This window comes from Acinetobacter colistiniresistens, from assembly GCF_000413935.1.
GTDB classification, from domain to species: domain Bacteria; phylum Pseudomonadota; class Gammaproteobacteria; order Pseudomonadales; family Moraxellaceae; genus Acinetobacter; species Acinetobacter colistiniresistens.
Map to the genome: position 1 here is coordinate 34818 of NZ_KE340380.1, position 22593 is coordinate 57410.

General features: G+C 40.2%; 19 protein-coding genes and 1 pseudogene. 4 read left to right on the plus strand and 16 right to left on the minus strand.

Going from position 1 to position 22593, the window contains the following annotated elements; all coding sequences use genetic code 11:
• Positions 1–111 precede the first annotated feature (111 nt).
• From F907_RS09940 to gloB, 6 genes are all read right to left on the minus strand, one after another.
• Complete coding sequence (locus F907_RS09940; RefSeq protein WP_016652050.1) at positions 112–2988, minus strand: bifunctional diguanylate cyclase/phosphodiesterase; 2877 nt, start codon at positions 2986–2988, stop codon at positions 112–114.
• A gap of 91 nt (positions 2989–3079) precedes the next feature.
• On the minus strand, positions 3080–3799 hold the full coding sequence (locus tag F907_RS09935; protein WP_016652051.1) for a 16S rRNA (uracil(1498)-N(3))-methyltransferase: 720 nt from the start codon (positions 3797–3799) through the stop codon (positions 3080–3082).
• 22 nt (positions 3800–3821) lie between these two features.
• Positions 3822–4658, minus strand: a complete 837-nt coding sequence (metF, locus tag F907_RS09930; RefSeq protein WP_016652052.1) for a methylenetetrahydrofolate reductase [NAD(P)H] — start codon at positions 4656–4658, stop codon at positions 3822–3824.
• 73 nt (positions 4659–4731) lie between these two features.
• Complete coding sequence (gene ahcY / locus F907_RS09925; RefSeq protein ID WP_016652053.1) at positions 4732–6114, minus strand: adenosylhomocysteinase; 1383 nt, start codon at positions 6112–6114, stop codon at positions 4732–4734.
• A 303-nt stretch (positions 6115–6417) separates the two neighbouring features.
• Positions 6418–6624, minus strand: coding sequence for a hypothetical protein (locus F907_RS09920; RefSeq protein WP_004654498.1), 207 nt, complete (start codon positions 6622–6624; stop codon positions 6418–6420).
• A 297-nt stretch (positions 6625–6921) separates the two neighbouring features.
• Positions 6922–7653: a hydroxyacylglutathione hydrolase gene (gene gloB, locus F907_RS09915; protein WP_016652054.1), complete on the minus strand. Its 732-nt coding sequence runs from the start codon at positions 7651–7653 to the stop codon at positions 6922–6924.
• 363 nt (positions 7654–8016) lie between these two features.
• On the opposite strand from gloB, the gene F907_RS09910 reads away from it, so the two are divergent.
• Both F907_RS09910 and F907_RS09905 read left to right on the plus strand, forming a co-directional pair.
• Entirely contained in the window at positions 8017–9003 is a 987-nt protein-coding gene (locus tag F907_RS09910) for a hypothetical protein (RefSeq protein ID WP_016652055.1), read from the plus strand.
• A complete protein-coding gene (locus tag F907_RS09905; RefSeq protein WP_005242452.1) occupies positions 8997–9884 on the plus strand; it encodes an arginase family protein in 888 nt (295 codons plus the stop codon). The genes F907_RS09910 and F907_RS09905 overlap by 7 nt, the downstream gene beginning before the upstream one ends.
• Here the strand turns inward: F907_RS09905 and F907_RS09900 are convergent.
• The 10 genes and pseudogenes from F907_RS09900 to F907_RS09855 form a co-directional block, all read right to left on the minus strand.
• Positions 9870–10496, minus strand: a complete 627-nt coding sequence (locus tag F907_RS09900) for a LysE family translocator (protein WP_016652056.1) — start codon at positions 10494–10496, stop codon at positions 9870–9872. The two genes, F907_RS09905 and F907_RS09900, sit on opposite strands and share 15 nt — an antisense overlap.
• Before the next feature lie 134 nt (positions 10497–10630).
• The gene (locus tag F907_RS09895) at positions 10631–11326 is read right to left on the minus strand and encodes a methionine ABC transporter permease (RefSeq protein ID WP_005274188.1); all 696 of its coding nucleotides are present in this window, start codon (positions 11324–11326) and stop codon (positions 10631–10633) included.
• Positions 11323–12351, minus strand: a complete 1029-nt coding sequence (locus tag F907_RS09890; protein WP_005274191.1) for a methionine ABC transporter ATP-binding protein — start codon at positions 12349–12351, stop codon at positions 11323–11325. Before F907_RS09890 ends, F907_RS09895 begins: the two co-directional genes overlap by 4 nt.
• Positions 12352–12423: 72 nt before the next feature.
• Positions 12424–13299, minus strand: a complete 876-nt coding sequence (locus tag F907_RS09885) for a MetQ/NlpA family ABC transporter substrate-binding protein (RefSeq protein WP_016652057.1) — start codon at positions 13297–13299, stop codon at positions 12424–12426.
• A 609-nt stretch (positions 13300–13908) separates the two neighbouring features.
• The gene (gene purD, locus F907_RS09880) at positions 13909–15195 is read right to left on the minus strand and encodes a phosphoribosylamine--glycine ligase (protein WP_016652058.1); all 1287 of its coding nucleotides are present in this window, start codon (positions 15193–15195) and stop codon (positions 13909–13911) included.
• Positions 15196–15397: 202 nt separating this feature from the next.
• On the minus strand, positions 15398–16972 hold the full coding sequence (gene purH / locus F907_RS09875) for a bifunctional phosphoribosylaminoimidazolecarboxamide formyltransferase/IMP cyclohydrolase (RefSeq protein ID WP_016652059.1): 1575 nt from the start codon (positions 16970–16972) through the stop codon (positions 15398–15400).
• Between the two features lie 82 nt (positions 16973–17054).
• Positions 17055–17324, minus strand: a complete 270-nt coding sequence (gene fis, locus F907_RS09870) for a DNA-binding transcriptional regulator Fis (protein WP_001086304.1) — start codon at positions 17322–17324, stop codon at positions 17055–17057.
• A 374-nt stretch (positions 17325–17698) separates the two neighbouring features.
• Positions 17699–18559, minus strand: a complete 861-nt coding sequence (locus tag F907_RS09865) for a DUF3426 domain-containing protein (RefSeq protein ID WP_016652060.1) — start codon at positions 18557–18559, stop codon at positions 17699–17701.
• Between the two features lie 14 nt (positions 18560–18573).
• Positions 18574–19479: a 50S ribosomal protein L11 methyltransferase gene (gene prmA, locus F907_RS09860; RefSeq protein WP_005274207.1), complete on the minus strand. Its 906-nt coding sequence runs from the start codon at positions 19477–19479 to the stop codon at positions 18574–18576.
• 232 nt (positions 19480–19711) lie between these two features.
• Positions 19712–20008 (minus strand): annotated as a pseudogene (locus F907_RS09855) (hypothetical protein); the annotation flags it as partial.
• 251 nt (positions 20009–20259) lie between these two features.
• Between F907_RS09855 and mnmG the strand changes: the two are divergent.
• Both mnmG and F907_RS09845 read left to right on the plus strand, forming a co-directional pair.
• The gene (gene mnmG, locus F907_RS09850) at positions 20260–22140 is read left to right on the plus strand and encodes a tRNA uridine-5-carboxymethylaminomethyl(34) synthesis enzyme MnmG (protein ID WP_016652061.1); all 1881 of its coding nucleotides are present in this window, start codon (positions 20260–20262) and stop codon (positions 22138–22140) included.
• A gap of 111 nt (positions 22141–22251) precedes the next feature.
• Positions 22252–22584, plus strand: a complete 333-nt coding sequence (locus F907_RS09845; protein WP_016652062.1) for a DMT family transporter — start codon at positions 22252–22254, stop codon at positions 22582–22584.
• The last annotated feature ends 9 nt before the right edge of the window (positions 22585–22593 follow it).

The window sequence follows — 22593 nt, forward strand, 5'->3', positions numbered from 1 at the left end:
ACTAGTTCATGCTTTCGCACAGTCAAAAAAGCTTATTTTCACTGAACCGTATGCTTATTGACTGGTTGGTTTGAAGGCAAAATAAATAGCTCAAAAGCTCAAAATTCATGTTTAAATGGAAGGTCTTGCCGTTGACTGTTGCATTTGTTTTTGCAGATATTCAGTTGCATGGGCTGAGCTTAGTGGCTGTGAAAATAGATAACCCTGTAATATGTCGCAGTTTTGCTGTCTTAAATAATAGTATTGTTGCTCAGTTTCGACGCCTTCGGCTACAACTTTTAGGCCAATGGTCTTGCCCATTGCGATCATGGCATTAACGATTGCATCTTGTTTTGGGTTACCAATTTTTGAGATAAAAGCACGATCAATTTTCAAAATATCAATTGGATATTCGGTGAGGTAGGCGAGTGAAGAATAGCCCGTGCCGAAGTCGTCCAGCGCAATTGAAATTTGACGTTCTTTAATGGCACGTAATACCGTTTTGACGCTTTCGGTATTTTCAATGAAGGCTGATTCAGTAATTTCTAATTCAAGATTTTTCCCTGAAATTGCATAACTGTTTAATACCGTATCAATGTCATGCAACAATTGGCCGCGCAAAATTTGCTGTGCCACAATATTGACGGCAATATTGATATTGCTAAAACCAAGCTGTTGCCATGTCTGTAATTGCTTGGCTGCTTCATGTAAAACGAATTGCCCGATATCCGAAATCAAACTGGTACTTTCAGCTAAGGGAATAAAAATGCTGGGCATGATGAGCCCTTTGGTTGGATGTTGCCATCGAATCAAAGCTTCAAAGCCATTAATTTGATTATTTTGTGCATTAATTTTGGGTTGATAGTAAACCACCAATTCGTTGTTCTGGATCGCTTTTCTGAGATCAAGCTCTAAGTCAGTATATTTGGCAACAAAATTGGCACGTTCATTGGAATAATAACGAATGGTATTGCCACCTAAACGTTTCGCTTCAGTTAATGCCTGTTCTGCATGCGTATTTAAGTTATCAACTTGGCGGCCATGCTCTGGGTAAATCGCGACCCCGATTGAAATACTGACTAGATGTTCCTGATCGGCGAGATAGAAGGGTTTGCTAAAGGCTTCAACAATGTTGTTGCAGAGTTGATGAATGGGCGGGTGTAACGGAGACATCTCATAGATAATGGCGAAGTCATCGGCACTTAAATGCGCAACCAGCAACGCATCAATATTGCTAATGCGTAAGCGTTGCGCCACTTGTTTCAATAATTCATTCCCAGCTTGATTGCTGATGATTTCATTTAATGCACGGAAGCGGTCAATGTTGAGGCGGATGACAGCCAAGTGCTGAATTGAAGTTTCATTGACTAAATATTGATGTAATTGCTGTTGATAATAAAAGCGGTTAGGCAGATCGGTGAGCGTATCGTAATTGGTTAAATATGATAGGCGTTGTTCTTGATGTTTACGCTCAGTTTGATCTGAAACAATACCAATATAATTGATAACCCGATCTTGCTCATCTTTCACTGCATTAATATGCATCCATAAAAAACACGATTTTTCGGAACTATAGGTTTCTTGAAATTCACCTTCATATTCTTGTTCTGCTCGAAGTGTATCGAGTATAGATAAGTGAAAATTGTGATGATGTTGTTTATTCTGTTTAGTGATTTCAAACAACTGTTTATTGACGATGTCTTGTTTATTAAGACCTGTGAGCTGCTCATATTTAGGATTCACTTCAACATAATTGAAGTTGCCATCTAAAATGAAAATACCTTCAGAGGCTTGTTCAAATACACTGGCAGCGAGTTTTAAACGCTCCTTATCTCTTTTTTCCTGATTGATATCACGATGAATGCCTACCATGCGTAATGGGGTATTATCTTTGGGGTCTCTTAGAATGACCTGGCCAACATCATGAATCCATGACCATTCACCATTATGACGTTTGATTCTGAAGGTTTCTTCATAACGTTTGGTCTGACCACATAGGTGACGATATAGGGTGTTTTTGACACGTTCAATATCATCAGGATGGATGATTTTATGCAGCAGCGTGTAATGGTTCTCGGAGTTGCGTGTTACTGACTGGCTATGCGCATTGGTCACGCCAACGCTATGATTTTCAAGATCCCAATCCCAAGGTCGAATGCCCGCTGTTTCATGCGCAAAGCTTAAGTTTTGACGGTGTTCTTGCAAGCTTTCATTCATCTGAGTCAAATCAAATGTTCGCTCACGAACTTTTTGCTCTAAAAGATGATTGTTAAATTGTAGTTGGGCTTCAATATCTTTAGATTTATTCACTTCACGCTGTAACTGTTGGCAAAGTTCTTCAGTCCATTGATTGTGCTGCTCGGCGACATCAATCAACTGTTTATTTTTATCCAGTACTAAGGCCAAGCGCTTATGAATTTTAAACGTGGCTTGAGCACATAGTACTGTCGCAAAAAAAGAAGAGTAATAAGCCAGATAGAAGAGAGTGTGATCGTGCTCTTGGTGCAGCAGTTGAGATATAATTAATGGTGTAATACTTGGAATAAAAAATAGAAAGAAATAGCGAATATGTTGGGTTAAAAAAGTCAGTGCAATAATATGCGATGCGGTGAGTAATAAAGCGGTTAGTGTTAAAACATGTGAGCCAATTAAATGAGGAATGTCAGCCACTAAGTAGTGGTTAATGACGATAGTATTTACACCAATGAGCAAACCAGTTAAGAAACAGATGGTCTGGAAAATAATATTGGTTTGACTGCTATATTGAATTGAAGCGTTGCGTTTTAATAAAAAATGACAAATACAGAAAAAACTAAACAAAATGATGAGGGTAATGCTCATCCAAGTTGTGAAAATATTAGATTCAAAAGAATAAAAGATACCAAATAGGGCATAATCTAACAGACAAATACAAAACACGCTTAATACAAATAAGCGGACATGATTTGGATAATTGATTTGATCTGTATAGATAAACTGTGGCAAATTTTTTTCCTGAGCAGCTAACATACAAAGAATAATCCTTTTCGTTTTTTATCTATATTTACAGTCTTTGTTTTTTTGTAAACAGAACAGCATTTTATCTTAAATGCGCGTTCTGTTATTTCAACGAAAAATGATAATTCAAGATCGATAAAGCAACCACTGGTGCTGTTTCTGTTCTTAAAACACGGTCTCCAATACACCAGTTTTTAAAGTGATGCTGATTCGCAGTAGTAATTTCTGCTTCACTGAGACCGCCTTCAGGGCCAATCAATAATGCGATATCAGGGCTGCTGTTAAGCAGTACATTGGCTTGATCTTTGTTGGGAGCGAGGACAAAGCGTGATGCGGGTAATTCAGAATTGACCCAATCATTTAAAGAGATAGGGGCGAGAACTTCAGGGACTCGGTTAAGGCCACACTGTTCACATGCTGCAATTGCAACAGACTGCCAATGATCGATTTTCTTTTGGTCGCGATCGTATTTTAATCGCATTTCACAGCGTTCGCTGGTGAGTAACTGAATCGTTGTAACACCGAGCTCAGTTGCTTTCTGGATCGCATAATCCATGCGATCACCTTTGCTCATCACTTGCCCTAGAATAACCTGAAAAGGTGCTGTGCGATCGACTGGATCAAACTGATCTACTGAAACAAAAGCATTTTTCTTATTGATTTCAGTCAGTGTTACGATATATTCACCACCTTTTCCATTAAAAAAGATGGCTTGTTCTTGTTCTTTTGCACGGAGTACACGAACCCAATGGTGAAATACCGATTCAGTTAATTCAATGGTATTGCCAGTGTTTAATTCAGTTTCGATATAAAAACGATTCATGCTTGGGTCGTGCTCGTACAAATTAGTTTAAACCAAGATCAACAACGAGTTGTCGAGTTGGCTCTGTTTGATTCATTGAATAGAAGTGCAGGGTTGGTGCGCCACCCGCAATCAAGCGTTCACAAAGTTTCACAATCACTTCATGACCAAAAGCTTTGATGCTCTCGCTGTCATCGCCATAAGCTGCCAGTTGCTTACGAATCCAACGCGGAATTTCTGCACCAGTCCCATCGGCAAAGCGGATCAGGTTGCTTGCGTTGGTGATCGGCATAATACCTGGTGCGACTGGAATATTCACGCCAGCTTTGGCAATACGCTCGATAAAATAGAAATAGGCATCTGGATTGAAGAAAAATTGAGTAATACCTGCGTTCGCACCAGCATTTACCTTTTCAACAAAACGTTGAATATCACCATCAAAGGTGTCAGCTTGGGGATGCATTTCAGGATAGGCCGCCACTTCGATATGGAAGTGATCACCTGAATGTTCACGAATAAAGCGAACTAAGTCTTGGGCATAAGGTAATTCACCTAGACCGACCTGACCTGATGGTAAGTCACCACGTAATGCGACAATGCGATCAATACCTTGAGATTTATATAAATCTAAAAGTTCAGCGATACGAACCTTATCATCACCAATACAAGACAAATGCGGTGCGACAGGCGTGCCTTTGCCATTAAATTCATTAATCGCCGCTAAAGTGCGTTCACGAGTAGAACCACCTGCGCCATACGTAATCGAGAAAAATTCTGGATTTAATAATTGTAATTCTTGATGAACAGTTTTTAATTTTTCCGCACCAGCATCAGTTTTGGGTGGGAAAAATTCAAAAGAAATAGGAACACGTTTTGTCATTTCAAATCCTTTTTAAAATCGCTCGGAAATTTTAGAAAAAAGGGCAGTCCGTAAAACGTCTGCCCTGATTTTCTTAGTATTTATAAGCGTCAGATTTGAACGGACCTTCGACAGGAACGCCAAGGTAATCTGCTTGTACTTGCGTCAATTGCGTTAATACACCGCCAAAGCCAACGACCATTGCAGCAGCAACTTCTTCATCTAATTTCTTAGGAAGCACTTCTACACGAATTGCAGCTTGTTTCTGATCAGCAGGTAAATCAGCAAATTTCTCAGCAAATAAATGCATTTGACCTAATACTTGGTTAGCAAAAGAACCATCCATGACACGTGATGGGTGGCCTGTTGCATTGCCAAGGTTCACTAAACGACCTTCAGAAAGAAGAATCAAGTAGTTATTTTCGTCTTCTGAACGATAGACTTGGTGGACTTGAGGTTTTACTTCAACCCACTTATAACCACGGAGGTAGGCAGTGTCAATTTCTGTATCGAAGTGACCGATGTTACACACCACAGCACCCGCTTTTAAGCTATCTAACATTGCAGAATCACATACGTGGTAGTTACCAGTCGTCGTGACAACAAGGTCAGTATTGCCTAATAAATCGTGGTTGATGTCTTCTTTTTTGCCAGTTTGCGCACCATTTTTGTATGGAGATACAACTTCATACCCATCCATGCAAGCTTGCATTGCACAAATTGGGTCAACTTCAGTCACGCGAACGATCATGCCTTCTTGACGTAAAGATTGTGCAGAACCTTTACCTACGTCACCATAACCGATCACAAGCGCACGACGACCAGAAAGCAACATGTCAGTCGCACGTTTGATCGCATCGTTTAATGAGTGGCGGCAACCGTATTTGTTGTCATTTTTCGATTTAGTGATCGAATCATTCACATTGATTGCAGGGACTTTAAGCGAACCGTCTTTCCACATTTCTAACAGGCGTTGTACACCTGTTGTCGTTTCTTCGGTAATGCCGTGAATACGTTCTAAAAGCGCAGGGTATTTGTCATGAACAAGTGCAGTTAAGTCACCGCCATCGTCCAAGATCATGTTGGCATCCCAAGGTTGACCATTGACATTGATCTGTTGTTCTAGGCACCAAACATATTCTTCTTCAGTTTCGCCTTTCCAAGCAAAAACAGGAACACCGCTTGCAGCGATTGCAGCAGCAGCATGGTCTTGAGTAGAGAAGATGTTGCAAGACGTCCAACGCACTTCTGCGCCAAGTTCAACCAAGGTCTCAATGAGAACGGCAGTCTGGATTGTCATGTGGATACAACCCAAGATTTTTGCGCCAGCAAGTGGTTTAGCCGCTGAATAACGCTTACGTAAGCCAATCAAAGCTGGCATTTCTGCTTCAGCAAGTTTGATCTCTTTACGACCGTAGTCAGCAAGGGAAATATCAGCAACTTTATAATCTGTAAATGAAGCATTCACCGCGTTCATCAGGATCTCCTAGAAAAAATAGTATGGATCATTCTGTTCGCGGATGCCGTTGTTGGTTAAAAACGAGTGTCTAACCGATCGTCGAGCCTGGCAAATTGATCTTTAGTGCCGATCAATTGTCGCAGCATCCCTCGACTGGCCATTATGATACTTGGAAATTGCGTTGGTTCCAATAATATTTTGTATGAAATGCTTAGAAAATGAGGGATTAAATCGAAGGGGAGAAATGTTTAAATTTTTTAGACTTCATCTATCAGGATTCCAAAATCCTTTTGCAATCCTGATCTATTAGAAATTTGGTCATTAGGCTTTTAAGTGGTCTTCGAATTCTTCGCCAAGCTGCATTGCCAAGGCATTACCGGATAAGTCACATGTAACTAGACCATATTCTTTTTTAAAGCTAAATGTAAAACCACGGTTATCTGTCAGATTTTTAACCGAATAGCCTAATTTTTCTAGCCAAATACGGAAAGCCAATACGTTTTTTGCTTTAACAACTCTGTTTTTCATGACAGATCTCCTTGTGAACATGTAAATATTAATAAGGGCCGGTTAAAATTTTTTAAAGGGGGATTGCATAGATTTATTTTTCCACATGTAAATAATGTAAGTTGAGCGTAATTTTTATAGAGAGAACGTTATCTGGTGTTTATTTATATTTTTGATTTTATTTGATTATTTGGTTTTGTTTTTTGGAAATTTAAGCTCGGATATTTTATAAATTGAGCCAGATAAATGTAAAAAATAATTTCATTTTCCACTTTTAACAAAAAATGGAAAATGAATCGTTTAAATTTAATGCATTCATTAGAACTGATCTTTCAAACTGCGGATATGTGCAAAATCTTCGGCACTTTCGGTACGCAAAAATGGATTGGTTTCGAGTTCTAATTCAATGGTACTTGGTAAGGTGATTTGATCGGCCGCTCTCAGTGCTCGAACCTGTTTGATGCGCTGTTGTAATGCCGCGTTATGCGGTTCAACCGTAACCGCAAATTCTGCGTTGGCAAGTGTGTACTCATGTGTGCAATAGACTTTGGTTTGAATAGGCAAGGCGGCTAGACGATTTAATGAGTGATACATTTGTTCAGCTGTACCTTCAAATAGGCGGCCACAACCCATTGCGAACAAGGTATCACCACTAAACAGTGTCTCTATTTTTTCAATAAAATAAACAATATGACCTAGGGTATGACCTGGCGTTGCAATAATTTCAACTTTTAAATCATTAAAATGAAAATGATCGTCATTTTGCAAAGGGTTTGAAATTAGCGAAATTTTACTGAGTTCATCTCTTGGGCCATAGACCATAATATTTTGATCTGCGAGTAAACCTTCGACTCCACCTGTATGATCTTTATGCCAATGTGTCAACCAAATCTGTTTCAGCTTGAGCTGGTTTTTTTCACAAAATTCGATCACCAAATCTGCTTCGGTCGGGTCAATTGCAACCACCTCTTGCGCCTCGGTATCTTCCAATAACCAAATATAGTTTTTTAAGGCATTTTTGACATCAATTGCATGAATTTTATAATGCATAGCCGAATCCTAAATCTTTTGTTCCGGGTGGTTATTGCGAGTTGGGTACTGAATGTTAGTGCCTGATTCTAGTTTAAGTGTAAATGCTGCTGAGTGCAAAAAAGTAGAATAAAGTTGAAAGCAAAAGGCTGACGATTTCGGGCAAATGTTGACAGCAAACTTCAGTCGATATCTTTCTCGTTGACAAGCATCCTGTTTTCCATGAAGATGGAATTAAAGTTTATAAGTTAATGATTTATATTCATCTTTGGTCGTATAAGAATAGTTAATTAAAGCTAAATAATGTGAATGATGAAGCAAGCATCGTACAGATCATTTGCGATAGATGAAAATTGATAAATCAGAATAACAAGAGAGGGAATCATGTCTGAGATGGTCGACCATGAAGTGGTCGTTATTTTTAAAAAATATTTATATCCGCTCTCTGCCAAACTTACAGAAATGCTGAATGAGCATTTTAGTCACCAAACCGAGCGACGGGGTTGTGGCTATACACAAGCCACCCGTGTAATTGCAGAATTTGTTTCACAGGCACGTGATCCAATGGGGTTTCAGGATTTACGCATTTTTGAAGATTATGATACGAAGACGTTAAAAAATCTTCTCAATCAAAGTTCATCTTATGGTTTAGTGCTGCAGACATGGCGTAATCTGGATCTTAACGCTGATGTTCAGCAGTGTTTGCAACGTTTAAATCCACAAGAGGGCTTTGCGCAGAATTTACAACAGGAAATTGAGTTTCAGTCCACACTTAGACATATACATCAATATGCCGAGCGAGAAGAAAGTAAACTGATTTGCCAGTTGCTGACGGATATTATTTTGCCTCAAGATGCAGCAGTGCTGGATATGATTGATTGCCAATCCTTAGCAGAAAAGCCTAAAGTCGGTTCTTGTCCCATGGCAGAAAAATTCTTCCTGCGTATCGCACATCATCGCTTACTCAGGCAGGGGGAAATCAATATCTTTGTGGATGAGCATGAACAACCAATCATGATAGAAAAGCTCAATATGGGAGATAATCATTCCTGTATCAGCTTAGTACCTTTGATGATGAATGGGGTGCGTTTACCTGCGGGTAGTTTATTTTCAGCCGACTATGATATTGAGCAACTGGTTAAACACAAAAATAAGCAGTACAAAGGCTATGTGATCCCGATTGCTGAAATGAGTGGTTTTTGGTTTTTGCGTCTAACTACTTTGGCTGTGTCACCTGAAAATCGGGCACGTGCTTTTGGATATCATTTTAAACAACAGGTGGATAATGGATTGTTCCGACCGGATAGTACTGAATTAAGTCAGTTGATGGACATTGCGCATGATCAAATTTACGTAGGACATCCATGCTAAAAGCTTGTTATTCGCCGCGTTATTTTGCCCAAACGCACACCAATAGTATGGAAAAACTCACCGCCGTTGCGGATGTGTTAGCAGCGCAACATATAGCTGAGCTAATTGATCCTGGCATGATCGATGTCGAGTTGCTCAAAAAGTTGCATAATCCTCAGTATGTGGATGCTTTTTTATCTGGTCAATCTGCATTTGCCACCATACAAGGCTTTAAGCCATGGAATGAGCAGCTTCGGGATGCGATTCTGTCAGTACAGGCAGGGCAATTGGTGGGTGCAGAGATTGCTTTGAAAGAAGGCATTGCTGCCAATATTGCCCAAGGCTTTCATCATGCTAGCTATGAATCTGGTGCAGCCTATTGTACTTTTAATGGCTTAGCTCTGGTGGCTAAGCAGTATCCAGAAAAGCGCATTTTCGTTCTGGACTGTGATCAGCATGGTGGAGATGGGACAGCAGTGTTTACCAACCGTATGACAAACTTGGTCAATTTCGGAATTTTTGGGATTCGCTTTGGTTGTAAAGCCAGTGAACGTAGTTTGACCCGCTATATTCATCCTAAACAGGGGAATTTTGACTTATATCGTGAGGCGATCTATGAGGCTTTCCAATATGCATCAGGTTGGGAGGCAGATCTTATGATTTATCAGGCGGGCATGGATTGTCATCAACACGATAAATATGGTTCAAAGTGGTTTAGTACCGAATTGCTATTTGAGCGTGATCGGATTGTTTTTGAAATGGCTAAAAAAATGAAAATCCCGATGTTGTTTGTGTTGGCGGGGGGATATCAGGCACTGGATGATTTAGTGCCGTTACATGTGAATACTTTTAAAGCAGCGAATGAAGTTTATTTTCCATCAGCTCATTTAGTGTTGGCCTAAAACGAGAAATAAGCCCAAAGTAATAAAGATTGTCCCGCCTAATATGGACATAAATTTTTGGACACTTTGGGATTTATTCATTTTTGTCATGATGAATTCAGCAAGAAAAACGCATACCAGATCTGCGGAAATAAAAATCGTATTAACGATTAAACCTAAGAGGATGAATTGTAGCCAGACGGGTGATTCAGAAGTGCTATTGATAAATTGAGGTAAAAATGCGAGATAAAAAATTGCAGTTTTAGGGTTTAATACCTCTACCAATATACTTTCTTTCAATGTTTTTTTCGCAATATTTTGAGGGGAGTTTAACGTACCCGATTTGGGAGTGTCTTTAATGAGTTTTATCCCCAACCAGATCAGCCAACATGCTCCAAGTACTTTAATGACGGTGTATAAAACTGGAAATAGATGGAACAGTGTCGTAAGTCCCACTGCGGCGGCTATGATATGAGCACATCCTCCTATAAAAAGTCCTAAAGTTGCCATGAAACCAGATTTTTGGCCTTTAGCTAAAGTTTGTGCGGCGGTATACAGCATTGCTGGACCAGGAATATAAGCAAAGATAAATGTAGTAATTAAAAAGGTGGTTAGTATTTCAAGCGACGCCATATTGTTCTCATTGATGGTTTTTAACTTTATTTTAATAGACCATTATTTTATATCAATTGGTCGGTTTTTGAGAATAAAATAAAAGGAATATATTGAGTTTTCAATATATTCCTTGATGACACATAGAATACAAGTTAGCGTAATTTTGCTAACCAATCACCGAGCATTTGTACTATTTGTACCAGCAGCAATAATACGATTACGGTTAAAATCACGACACTGGTGTCAAAACGTTGGTAACCATACGAAATGGCCAAGTCACCAATACCGCCTGCACCCACTGCACCAGCCATTGCCGTTGCACCGATCAGGGAAATTGTACCTGTGGTTAAGTTTAAAATCAGAGAGCTACGTGCTTCTGGAATAATAAACTTAAAAATAATTTGCCAAGGCGAGGCACCCATTGCCTGAGCCGATTCAACAATGCCTTCATTTACTTCAAGTAATGAAGTTTCAATTAAACGACCGAGATATGGGCCGACATAAATGGTTAAAGGCACAATTGCAGCCCACGTCCCAATTGAAGTTCCAACTAACATTTTGGTCAGTGGAATAACGGCAATCAGTAAGATAATGAAGGGAAGGGAGCGTAGCGCGTTGACGATTGGATTGAGAAAATAATAAATCGCACGATTTTGTAAAATGCCGCCAGTACGTGTCACCACTAAGGTGATGCCTTGAATCAAGCCCCAAATACAACCAAACAGTAGCGAGAAAAACACCATTTGGAAGGTTTCTTGCAAGGCTGTGACAAACTGGTCAATCGATAGCGAGCTATGCCAAAATGGTGCTGTGACTTCGGTCAGCCATTGTACAATTAAATCTCTCATTGGCTTACCACTCCAGACTGTTCAACTTTCACCCCTTGGCGCTCAAGAAACGCCACAGTTTCTTGAATCATGAGTGGATCACCCAATAGCTGGATAAACATTTGACCAATTACCGTACCGTTAATTTCGGTCATATTGGCAAACAAAATATTCAAACTGATATCAAACTGCTTAATTGCAGCTTGGATCACGGTTTCCTGCGCCGATGTGCCTAAAAACTGTAAGCTATAAATACTATTATGATGCTGATGCTCAAGATTATTCAGAATGTTAATTGGTAATTGTTGTTGCAAAACCGTTTGAATAAAGGTTTTGGTGGTTGGGTGTTGGGGCTGACTGAAGATATCCAGTGTTGGGCCAGTTTCAATCACATGACCAGCTTCCATCACGGCAACATAATCACAAACAGATTCAATTACATCCATTTCATGAGTCACCATCACAATAGTAATGTTTTGTTCTTTGTTAATCTTTTTTAACAAGGCTAAAACTGATTTTGTTGTTTGTGGATCAAGTGCAGAGGTGGCTTCGTCACACAATAAGATTTTAGGGTGATTGGCCAATGCACGTGCAATCCCGACACGTTGTTTTTGACCGCCTGAAAGTTCATCAGGATAAGCATCTTTTTTATGTTTGAGATCGATAAAATCTAGCAGTTCTGCCAGACGTTTTTCACGCTCAGCTTTACTATGGCCGAGTAATTTAAGTGGCATTTCAATATTTTCAGATACAGTTTTGCTCTGAAGCAGGTTGAAGTGCTGGAAGATCATGCCGATATTTGCACGTTCTTGACGAAGGGTGCGCGCATCCATTGCAGTAAAGTCTTTTTGATTAATAATGACCTGTCCCTGAGTTGGGCGCTCAAGTAAATTAATCAAACGGATAAGCGTACTTTTACCTGCACCACTATAGCCGATAATGCCAAAGATACTACCGTCTGGGATCTCTAAATTGATCTGATCCAACGCATTGATCGTTTGACCTTTCAACTGATAGTGTTTCGAAATGTTTTTAAATTGGATCATGTTCGTCAGTACTATGGCAGAAAAGAAAAAACAGGCAAAATCACTTTGCCTGTTTTATTTGAGGTTATTATATTACGAATTTGCTTCGGTGAGGTAGCTTGTCGGTTTGTTTACGTCAACTTTAGTACCCGCGAAGTGTTCTTGAACATATTGCTTCACAGCTTCAGTATGGTAAAGCGCGCCAACTTTTTGCAATACAGGATCATCTTTACGAGATTCAGCCGTTGCCAATACGTTTACGTTTAACTTAGTGCTTTGATCCACTGGCTCATAGAAGATCGCGTCTTTAAGTACGTTTAAACCGCCTTCCATCGCAAGTGTATTACCCAATAAAATTGCATCAACTTCATCTTTAACACGGACAGCTGTTGCCATTTGAATCGGTTTGATTACGATTTTCTTGCTGTTTTCAATAATATCAGCAGGGGTACCTTTGACAGGATCAAAGTCAGCTTTTAACTTGATCAAGCCAGCGCTTTGTAAAAGTAATAAAGCACGGGATTCGTTTGCACCGTCATTTGGAATGGCAATCGTTGCACCTTCTGCAAACTCTTCAACTTTCTTGACTTTGCTTGAGTAGATCCCCATTGGCTCTAAGTAAGTTGTTGAAACAGGCGCAATCTTGTCTTTATTTGCAGCATTAAAAGCAACAAGGTAAGCGTAAGATTGGAATGCATTTAAATCAACTTCTTTATTCGCTGCAGCAGTATTCATTGCAACGTAGTCAGTGAAGTTCTTAATTTCGAGTTTAACGCCAGCAGCTTTGGTTTCAGGCAAAGTCGCAATGTAACGCCAAATATCAGCGTCTGAACCTGTAGAAGCGATTACAACAGTTTGTAATGCAGCAGCATCACCTTTTTGTTCGGTCGATGCGGTATCTGGTTGTTTACTGCATGCTGCAAGTAATAACACCGATACACTTAAAAAAAGACTAATCAGCTTTTTCATGTATAAATCCTAATCGGAATAATGTCGAGAAAATCAGCATTTCTCTAGCATTAATGATTGCAATAGGTTTGTATGTTGTAAATTGGCATCGGCCTCAAACCATCACGTGAATTATTCTTGAAGTTTGAACAAGAGTCCTTTCCACAACATCAGAAAAATAGATGAATATTCATGTGCCCATTCCATAGCTCAGAATAGGGAACATGCGTTGTCCACCTTATGTTTCTAATCGAATTTGGATTTAGCTGCAATTTGTTTTGTTAGGGTGAGTATTCTAACCATTTGAAACTAATGAAGAAGAATGCCAGGTTAACATAAAAACAACATCTAAAATTTCGGCAATCATACCAACAAATTAGAGCAGGTGACAGTGGAGAAAATGGTATTAAAGCGTATAAGAATATGATTATTTAAGGGAAATTGCATATAGAGTAAATATAAATAGATGATAGTTTTATGAATTTTTCTAAAAAGATATTGAGATAGATCAATTGAATAATAAATATATATTTTTCTGAATTTTATATTCAAATAATGAATATATAAATTGTATTTATGCTGTTTAAGGAATAAAAAGCCTTCCGAAGAAGGCTTTTTATTGGAAAGTATTTATTCAGCTTTTTCACGTGCAATGGCACGGTAGCCGATGTCACTGCGGTATTGCATCCCCGTAAAGGTGACTTGACCACATACTTCTAATGCATTGATTTGCGCTTCAAGTACCGTGTCGCCTAATGCCGTTACGCAAAGTACGCGACCGCCCGCAGTAATGACATGACCATCTGCGCTCATTGCCGTACCTGCATGGAAAATCTTGGTGTCTTCTGGAGATTGCCCTAGACCTGAAATCACATCGCCTTTGCGCACGGTTTCAGGATAACCGCCAGCGGCCAGCACAATACCGATCGATTTACGTTCATCCCATTCAGCTTCGCTTGGTAAGTTACCATCGATACCGGCTTCAACCAAATCGACCAAAGATGATTTTAAACGCATCATGATTGGTTGGGTTTCAGGATCGCCAAAACGACAGTTGAATTCGATCACACGTGGTTGACCTTGTTCATCAATCATTAAGCCAGCGTATAAGAAACCAGTGTAAACATGGCCATCTGCTGCCATACCGTCAACGGTAGGGCGCATCACTTCTTTCATAACACGTTCAAAGACTTCTGCGGTTACGACTGGCGCAGGAGAGTAAGCACCCATACCACCTGTGTTTGGACCTTCATCACCTTCGAAAATGCGTTTATGATCTTGTGAAGTTGCCATTGGCAAAATGTTGTTGCCATCGATCATGCAAATGAAGCTGGCTTCTTCACCAGCAAGGAATTGCTCAATCACCACACGTGAGCCTGCATCACCAAATTTGTTGCCTGCAAGCATATCGTCAATCGCAGCAAAGGCTTCTTCGTTGCTCATTGCCACGATCACGCCTTTACCTGCAGCTAGACCATCTGCTTTAATTACGATTGGCGCGCCGTGTTGTTCAACATAGGCTTTAGCCGCAGCAACTTCAGTAAATACATCATAAAAAGCCGTCGGAATGTTATGACGTTTTAAGAAGTGCTTGGCAAATGCTTTCGAACCTTCAAGCTGTGCAGCATACTGGGTTGGCCCCCAGATTTTTAAGCCTGCTTCACGTGCTGCATCCACCACACCATTCACTAATGGCGCTTCTGGACCCACAATGACCAAAGCAACATCATTTGCCTTAGCAAATTCAATAATCGCTGGATTGTCTAAAATATCGAGGTCAATATTTTTACATTTGTCTTCAGTTGCTGTCCCTGCATTACCTGGTGCAACGAATACTTGAGTGACTTTTGCATCTTGTGCGATTTTCCATGCAAGTGCATGTTCACGGCCACCGCTACCCAAAACTAAAATATTCATTATTAAGTTATTTCCTTTTTCCGTATTTAAGAATATACCTGTTCAGAATAAAAAAGTCCCTCTTAACCTCACCCTTGCGTAACTACAATCGTTCCCCATCTCCTAAGAGGAGAGGGAACCCATATTGATATTGGTGTAGTCTCCCTCCTTTTAGGAGGGAGATTTAGAGGGAGGTAAATAAGACGGAATTTTTAAAGTAGTATTAGTGACGGAAGTGACGCATGCCTGTGAAGACCATTGCGATACCCGCTTCGTCTGCAGCAGCAATCGTTTCTTCATCACGCATTGAACCACCCGGTTGGATAATGCATTTAATGCCAGCTTTGGCCGCATTATCAATACCATCACGGAATGGGAAGAATGCGTCAGACGCCATAACTGCACCTTCAACCACTAAACCTGCATGCTCAGCTTTAATTGCAGCAATACGTGCTGAGTTGACACGGCTCATCTGACCAGCGCCTACACCAATGGTTTGACGGTTTTTCGCATACACGATCGCATTTGATTTCACATATTTCGCAACTTTCCAAGCAAAGATCAAATCATCAATTTCTTGCTCAGTTGGTGCGCGCTTGGTCACAACTTTAAGATCATCTTTGGTGATCATGCCCAAGTCTTGGTCTTGAACCAATAAACCGCCGTTTACACGTTTATAGTCAAGTTGTGCTGCACGTGCATCAATTGCTGGAAGTTCACCACACACCAGCACACGGACATTCTTTTTCGCGCCTGTGATTTCAAGCACGCCATCGGCGATGCTTGGTGCGATAATCACTTCAACAAATTGGCGATCTACAATCGCTTGCGCAGTTGCAGTGTCCAATTCACGGTTGAATGCAATGATGCCACCGAAAGCAGATTCAGGATCGGTTGCATAGGCAAGATCATAAGCGGCGTTGATACCGTCCAATGAAACTGCAACGCCACAAGGGTTGGCATGTTTAACAATCACACAGGCTGGTTTTGCAAACGATTTCACACACTCAAGTGCTGCATCGGTATCTGCAATATTGTTATAAGAGAGTTCTTTACCTTGTAATTGCTTCGCAGTAGAAACAGAAGCTTCTTTGGCATTTTCTTCAATATAGAAGGCTGCGTTTTGATGCGGATTTTCACCATAACGTAAATCTTGTGCTTTGTTGAGCTGCGTATTGAAAGTGCGCGGGAACACATCTGCTTCACCTTCAGCCTTACCCACGCGTGCACCTAGATAAGATGCAATCATGCCATCATATTGTGCTGTATGTTCAAATGCTTTTACAGCCAAGTCAAAACGTGTTTCGTAAGACAATCCACCATTGGCTTTTAATTCAGCGATAACTGAATCATAGTCAGTGGCATTCACAATAATACCGACTGAAGCATGGTTTTTTGCAGCTGCACGAACCATTGTTGGACCACCGATGTCGATATTTTCGATCGCATCGGCAAGTGAACAGTTCGGTTTTGCAACTGTTGCTGCAAAAGGATAGAGGTTAACAACAACAAGATCGATTGGATCAATATTGTGTTCTTGCATCACCGCTTCGTCCAGACCACGACGCGCTAAGATGCCTCCATGAATTTTAGGATGGAGTGTTTTTACACGACCGTCCATCATTTCAGGAAAACCTGTATGTTCAGAAACCTCTACTACGGCGATATTGTTGTCTTTAAGCAACTTATATGTACCGCCCGTAGATAAAATTTCTACCCCTAGAGCTGCAAGATTTTGAGCAAATTCAACGATTCCAGTTTTATCGGAAACAGAGATTAAAGCACGTTTGATAGTCATGATTTTAGTCAACAGTTTGAAGTCTACAGATTGAAAATAAAAGGCAAAAAAAATGCCCACGAGAACGTGAGCATTTTATCAATTATTCACTCATTAAACCGTGAGCTTTTAACTTTTTGCGTAAAGTTCCGCGGTTAAGGCCTAAAATCTCAGCGGCACGTGTTTGATTACCGCGAGTATATTCTAAGACCACAGATAAAAGAGGTTTCTCCATTTCTGCTAAAACCATGTCATAAACTTGAGATGGTTGCTCACCTTGCAATTGTGCAAAATAATGACGAACTGCGCGATCTACATGGATGCGAAGAGCGACATCAGATTGAGCCGTAAAAATAGGAGATTTGCTATTCATGCGTTTTAATCCGAAAAATCAAAATATCACTTGGGTAAAGTGATATAAATGTGGTCTAAATTACTGAGTCCTGTTTTAGATCCTAAAACAGTGACTCTAAAACAATGGGACTATTAGCTTGCCACAAATCCTCGAATTGTGTAAAAAATAAGCGTAACAATAGTTAAATATTTGTTACCGCCTACTTTAAAAAACAAAAAAACCAACAATGCGCTTATGGGATAGAAGCACAGTTCGTTTAACGATTTTATTGTCTGTAAATTACGAGGAGTAAGTAGGTCAAAGCATTCGTGGCGCGTATCATACCACTGTCAGCGAAAAAGTGAGCAAATTAACTGCACTTTTTTTTGTTTTTTTGTCACTTTTTTGATCTTTTAGGGCTGTACAAATTCTAAACTATAGTCGTTGAAGCTATTTTTGCTTTTTGGAACCGTAAATTCGAAGCGAAATGGGCTATTGGATGGAATACGTTGAATGGTTTTTAAACTGTCTACCAAATAGTCTTGCGGTTTTAAGACGACATTAAAAACGGCATCATCATTTTGTTTGAGCATAACCTTTATAGAAGGCAGCATGACACTGTTCTCGTGATGATTTAAAAGTACACCTGAAAAAACCGTACTATCTTTTTCTGCACGCTTTAGTTTTACTTTTTCAAAGCTGAGATACTTATATTGGTCATTGGTGGTTTTGCACGAGAAAATGCCGCAAGCATAGTTAAAGATTTGATTGAGCGCAGGGCTTTCATGCATCAGTTTTGGGTTGAACCATAAAATCTGAAAAGCAAATACCAAAATCAAGGCAATATTACCAATGCCCCAAAGTGTGTAATACATCCAGCCATGTTGTTTGTCGTTATTTTCATGATCAATCAGTAAGCTGTCTTCTGACAGATTCAGATTGGGCAATGCAGTGACTGGTTCGGTATTGAAGTAATTCAGGTTGTTGAGGTAGGTCAGTAAATCAATGTTTGAGTTTTCAATTTTCTGATCAAAAATGCTCAAAATCTGCATTTGTTTTTCTGCAAACGAGCTGTCAGGTTGAATTGAAGAAAAAAGTGAGCGATTGACAGGTGTCGGTATCGCTTCATTATCTGTTTCTAATAAGTTGGTTAATGCGTTAAAGTTGATGACGCATTTTGGACAACAAACCATACCCTGTGCAACACTGAGTTGTGAAAGGGTCACTTTGTACACAGTTGAACATTTAGGGCAGCGGGTTTGTTTTTCACTCATAAGTAACAATGTTCTCAAATTGTTGTTTTACGTTTTCCTGAAATGCGACACCAGTTTTCTTCACGCTTTTCGATCTCTAATATATCAAAAAATTGTGAGTAAACACTAGAAACATCAGCAACTTGCTCTTCGATTACACCAGCAAGTGCGAACTCACCCTCATTTTTTAATAAAGTTGAGAATTCAGGCGCAAGTGCCATTAAAGGTGCCGCCAAAATATTTGCGACAAGGACATCTGCTTGTTGTGGTTTGAATTCTTGATCAAACTCTTCTGGTAATCCTACATAAAGGCGATCGAGTACACCATTCAATTCTGCGTTTTGTTTTGTAGCAAGTACGGCTTGAGGATCGATATCTGTCGAATATACTTTTTTGGCACCGAGTAATAAGGCTGCAACACCTAAAATTCCTGAACCACAGCCATAATCAATCACGATTTTGTCTTTAACGTCAGTTTTACCTAACCATTGTAGGCAGAGGAATGTGCTGGCATGGTTTCCTGTACCAAAAGCCAGACCTGGATCGAGCTTGATGTTGGTTGCATCTGCTTCAGGTGGTTCTAGCCATTCTGGTACGATCCAGTATTTTTCACCAATTTGAATCGGTTCATAATAGTCCATCCAAGCACGTTCCCAAACTTGGTTTTCCAGATATTCATGGCGCATAGGCACATCTGGAAGCTGTACTTTTAAAAAGGCTTCCAAAGTATCAACATCAATTGGGTCATCTTCTTCTTGTTGGTAAATCCCTGTAACGATGACTTTATTCCAAAGTGGGGTTTCACCTGGTAATGGCTCAAGCAAGGCTTGGTCTTCTGCATCATCTAAAGTAACACTGACTGCACCTAGTGATAGGAGTAATGTTTCGGTCAGTTCAACTTGATTTTGATCAACAGTAATATGAATTTGTAGCCAGTTCACAGGAAAACCTAAATAAATGTATTTGTGGGTATTGTAATGGATTCGGGTCGATTAAAGGGATTATAAAATAGACAGATTACAATTTTAAGATGAAATATTGTGGACATATGTACACTATTATATTGTTTTTTCATATTTTATGGAAAAGAAAAAGAAGGCCTTGAAGACCTTCTTTTATGGTTTATACCTAGAAAGCAGATCTTTATCTGACTGAATAAGGCAGGATTTACTGACTAACAGGGCGAGGTGCCGACTGCGTTTCTGAAATCCGGCTTTGTGTATCTACCGCGGCATTCGAAGCAGGCATTGGCGGCTGGAATACTAATTTACCTGCTGCATTGGGCTCGCATGACCCATTGAAAACAACGCCTTTATATGCAAATGAGACAGGTGTACCTTGTTTTTTACCTTTACAAACCTGTTCATATTTTTTTGCTTGTTGGTCTTGGGTTGCCTTAGTCCCTGCATGTGCAGCTACACTGAAACAAAGGCTACAAATAAGAGATGACAATAAAAGCTTGGTGTTCATATCATTTTCCTAAAGTATTTGTTATTCACTTTTAGGATAAGAAATTCACCAAATAAAACAGTGGTGTTCCAGTTAATAGTGATGAATGGCTGTGTGGAGTCTAAGAGCAAAATGCAACATAAGGTTTCTTTTTGTATATTTTGTAGTCAGAACAGTGGCTTGTAATCCACAACAAACTTGACTGTTTTTGCCAAATTAATTGAAAACTCCTGTATAATGCTCTGTCATTTTTTGAATACACATTTACCACTATGCACTATCCTAAAGTTTACGACGTTATCGTAATTGGCGGCGGACACGCAGGTACGGAAGCAGCGCTTGCTGCGGCTCGTATGGGAAGACAAACATTATTGTTAACGCATAATATTGAAACTTTGGGGCAGATGAGCTGTAACCCAGCGATTGGTGGTATTGGTAAATCACATCTTGTTCGTGAAATCGATGCGCTCGGTGGTGCCATGGCACTTGCAGCGGATAAAGGTGGTATTCAATTCCGTATTCTAAATTCCCGTAAAGGGGCGGCTGTGCGTGCAACACGTGCGCAAGCGGACCGTGTTCGTTATAAAGCTGCGATTCGCGATACTTTAGAAAATCAAGCCAATCTGGATATTTTTCAGCAAGCGGCTGATGACCTCATTGTTGAAGGCGATACCGTTAAGGGTGTTGTGACGCAAATGGGGATTCGTTTCGATACTAAAACAGTGGTGTTGACGACAGGTACGTTCTTGGGTGGAGTGATCCATGTTGGTTTACAAAACTCTAGTGGTGGCCGTGCAGGTGATCCACCATCGATTGCTTTGGCGCACCGTTTGCGTGAGCTTAAATTGCCTGTCGGTCGTTTAAAGACCGGAACACCGCCACGTATTGATGCTCGTACCGTTGATTTTTCAGCAATGACGCCTCAGCCTGGTGATTTCCCATCTCCTGTAATGTCATTTATGGGTGATGCATCAATGCATCCAGAGCAAGTGAACTGCTATATCACGCATACCAGTGAAAAAACCCATGAGATCATCCGTGGCGGACTTGATCGTTCACCAATGTATACCGGTGTGATCGAAGGTGTAGGCCCACGCTATTGCCCATCGATTGAAGATAAGATTCATCGTTTTGCCGATAAAGATTCACATCAGGTGTTCTTGGAGCCTGAAGGTTTGGATACACATGAACTTTATCCAAACGGGATTTCGACCTCTTTGCCATTTGATGTGCAGTTCAATTTGGTTCGTTCAATTCGTGGTATGGAAAATGCGCATATCTTGCGTCCAGGCTATGCAATTGAATATGACTATTTCAACCCACAGGCATTGAAATTCACACTTGAAACCAAAGCGATTCAAAATCTGTACTTTGCTGGTCAAATCAACGGGACTACAGGTTATGAAGAGGCGGGTGCACAAGGCTTGCTGGCGGGCTTAAATGCGGCACGCCGTGCTTGGGAACAAGAAGAGTGGACACCAAAACGTGATCAAGCCTATATGGGCGTATTGGTTGATGACCTTATTACTTTAGGGACGAAAGAACCGTACCGTATGTTCACCTCACGTGCGGAATACCGTTTGATGTTGCGTGAAGATAATGCTGATCAGCGTTTAACGTCTATTGGTCGTGAACTGGGTCTGGTTGATGATGAGCGTTGGGTTGCTTATAGCGAAAAAATGGAAGCGGTTGAACGTGAAACCTCTCGCTTACAACATCTATGGGCTGCACCAAACAACCCAATGGGGAAAAAGTTCGTTGAAATGACGGGTGCTGATCTCAGTAAGGAATGTAGTGCGATCGATTTGCTGAAACGTCCAAATATCAACTTTGCTCAAATTGCCGAATTAACGGGTTCAGACGTGTCTGAACATGTGGGTGAGCAAATTGAAATTGCAGTGAAATATCAAGGTTATATTAATCGTCAACATGAAGATGTTGCACAATTAAAGCGTCTTGAAGAAACCAAGATTCCAGCTGATTTTGAATATGAGGGTATTTCAGGTTTGTCACGTGAAATTACCTTAAAATTGAAAACAGTTCGTCCAGAAACACTGGCGCAGGCAAGCCGTATTCCGGGTGTGACACCAGCAGCTGTACAGTTACTGATGATTACGATCCGTAAAAACAATATGGCAAAGAAGTCAGCTTAATTTTGTTTTAAACTTGCTGACATTAATATTTAAAAACACCCTTTATCATAAGGGTGTTTTTTTCTTGTATATATCATTGGGTAGGCTGTATTGATCGTGGGAGATAGGTAAATGAACAATTGGGTTATTTTATTCATTGCTATTACTGCGGAAGTGATTGCAACATCAGCCTTAAAAAGCAGTGAGGGTTTTACCAAACCACTTGCTTCAATTGTTGTCGTAGTGGGCTATTTCATTGCATTTTATTGTTTGTCATTAACATTGAAAACCATTCCAGTGGGCGTTGCTTATGCGATCTGGTCTGGGGTGGGTATCGTTTTGATTACTACCGTTGCGTGGTTTGTATTTGATCAAAAACTAGATGTTTGGGGCATTATTGGTATTGTGTTGATTATGAGTGGCGTATTGATCTTAAATTTATTGTCTAAAACGAGTTCGCATTAACGTTAATTG

Coding starts and splice junctions, on each gene's coding strand:
- mnmG (WP_016652061.1), top strand. CDS start 20,260: ATGCACTATCCTAAAGTTTACGACGTTATCGTAATTGGCGGCGGACAC.
- purD (WP_016652058.1), bottom strand. CDS start 15,195: ATGAATATTTTAGTTTTGGGTAGCGGTGGCCGTGAACATGCACTTGCA.
- F907_RS09900 (WP_016652056.1), bottom strand. CDS start 10,496: ATGGCGTCGCTTGAAATACTAACCACCTTTTTAATTACTACATTTATC.
- metF (WP_016652052.1), bottom strand. CDS start 4,658: ATGACAAAACGTGTTCCTATTTCTTTTGAATTTTTCCCACCCAAAACT.
- F907_RS09895 (WP_005274188.1), bottom strand. CDS start 11,326: ATGAGAGATTTAATTGTACAATGGCTGACCGAAGTCACAGCACCATTT.
- F907_RS09910 (WP_016652055.1), top strand. CDS start 8,017: ATGTCTGAGATGGTCGACCATGAAGTGGTCGTTATTTTTAAAAAATAT.
- fis (WP_001086304.1), bottom strand. CDS start 17,324: ATGAATAGCAAATCTCCTATTTTTACGGCTCAATCTGATGTCGCTCTT.
- F907_RS09890 (WP_005274191.1), bottom strand. CDS start 12,351: ATGATCCAATTTAAAAACATTTCGAAACACTATCAGTTGAAAGGTCAA.
- ahcY (WP_016652053.1), bottom strand. CDS start 6,114: ATGAACGCGGTGAATGCTTCATTTACAGATTATAAAGTTGCTGATATT.
- F907_RS09885 (WP_016652057.1), bottom strand. CDS start 13,299: ATGAAAAAGCTGATTAGTCTTTTTTTAAGTGTATCGGTGTTATTACTT.
- purH (WP_016652059.1), bottom strand. CDS start 16,972: ATGACTATCAAACGTGCTTTAATCTCTGTTTCCGATAAAACTGGAATC.
- F907_RS09920 (WP_004654498.1), bottom strand. CDS start 6,624: ATGAAAAACAGAGTTGTTAAAGCAAAAAACGTATTGGCTTTCCGTATT.
- F907_RS09865 (WP_016652060.1), bottom strand. CDS start 18,559: ATGAGTGAAAAACAAACCCGCTGCCCTAAATGTTCAACTGTGTACAAA.
- F907_RS09935 (WP_016652051.1), bottom strand. CDS start 3,799: ATGAATCGTTTTTATATCGAAACTGAATTAAACACTGGCAATACCATT.
- F907_RS09940 (WP_016652050.1), bottom strand. CDS start 2,988: ATGTTAGCTGCTCAGGAAAAAAATTTGCCACAGTTTATCTATACAGAT.
- F907_RS09905 (WP_005242452.1), top strand. CDS start 8,997: ATGCTAAAAGCTTGTTATTCGCCGCGTTATTTTGCCCAAACGCACACC.
- F907_RS09845 (WP_016652062.1), top strand. CDS start 22,252: ATGAACAATTGGGTTATTTTATTCATTGCTATTACTGCGGAAGTGATT.
- gloB (WP_016652054.1), bottom strand. CDS start 7,653: ATGCATTATAAAATTCATGCAATTGATGTCAAAAATGCCTTAAAAAAC.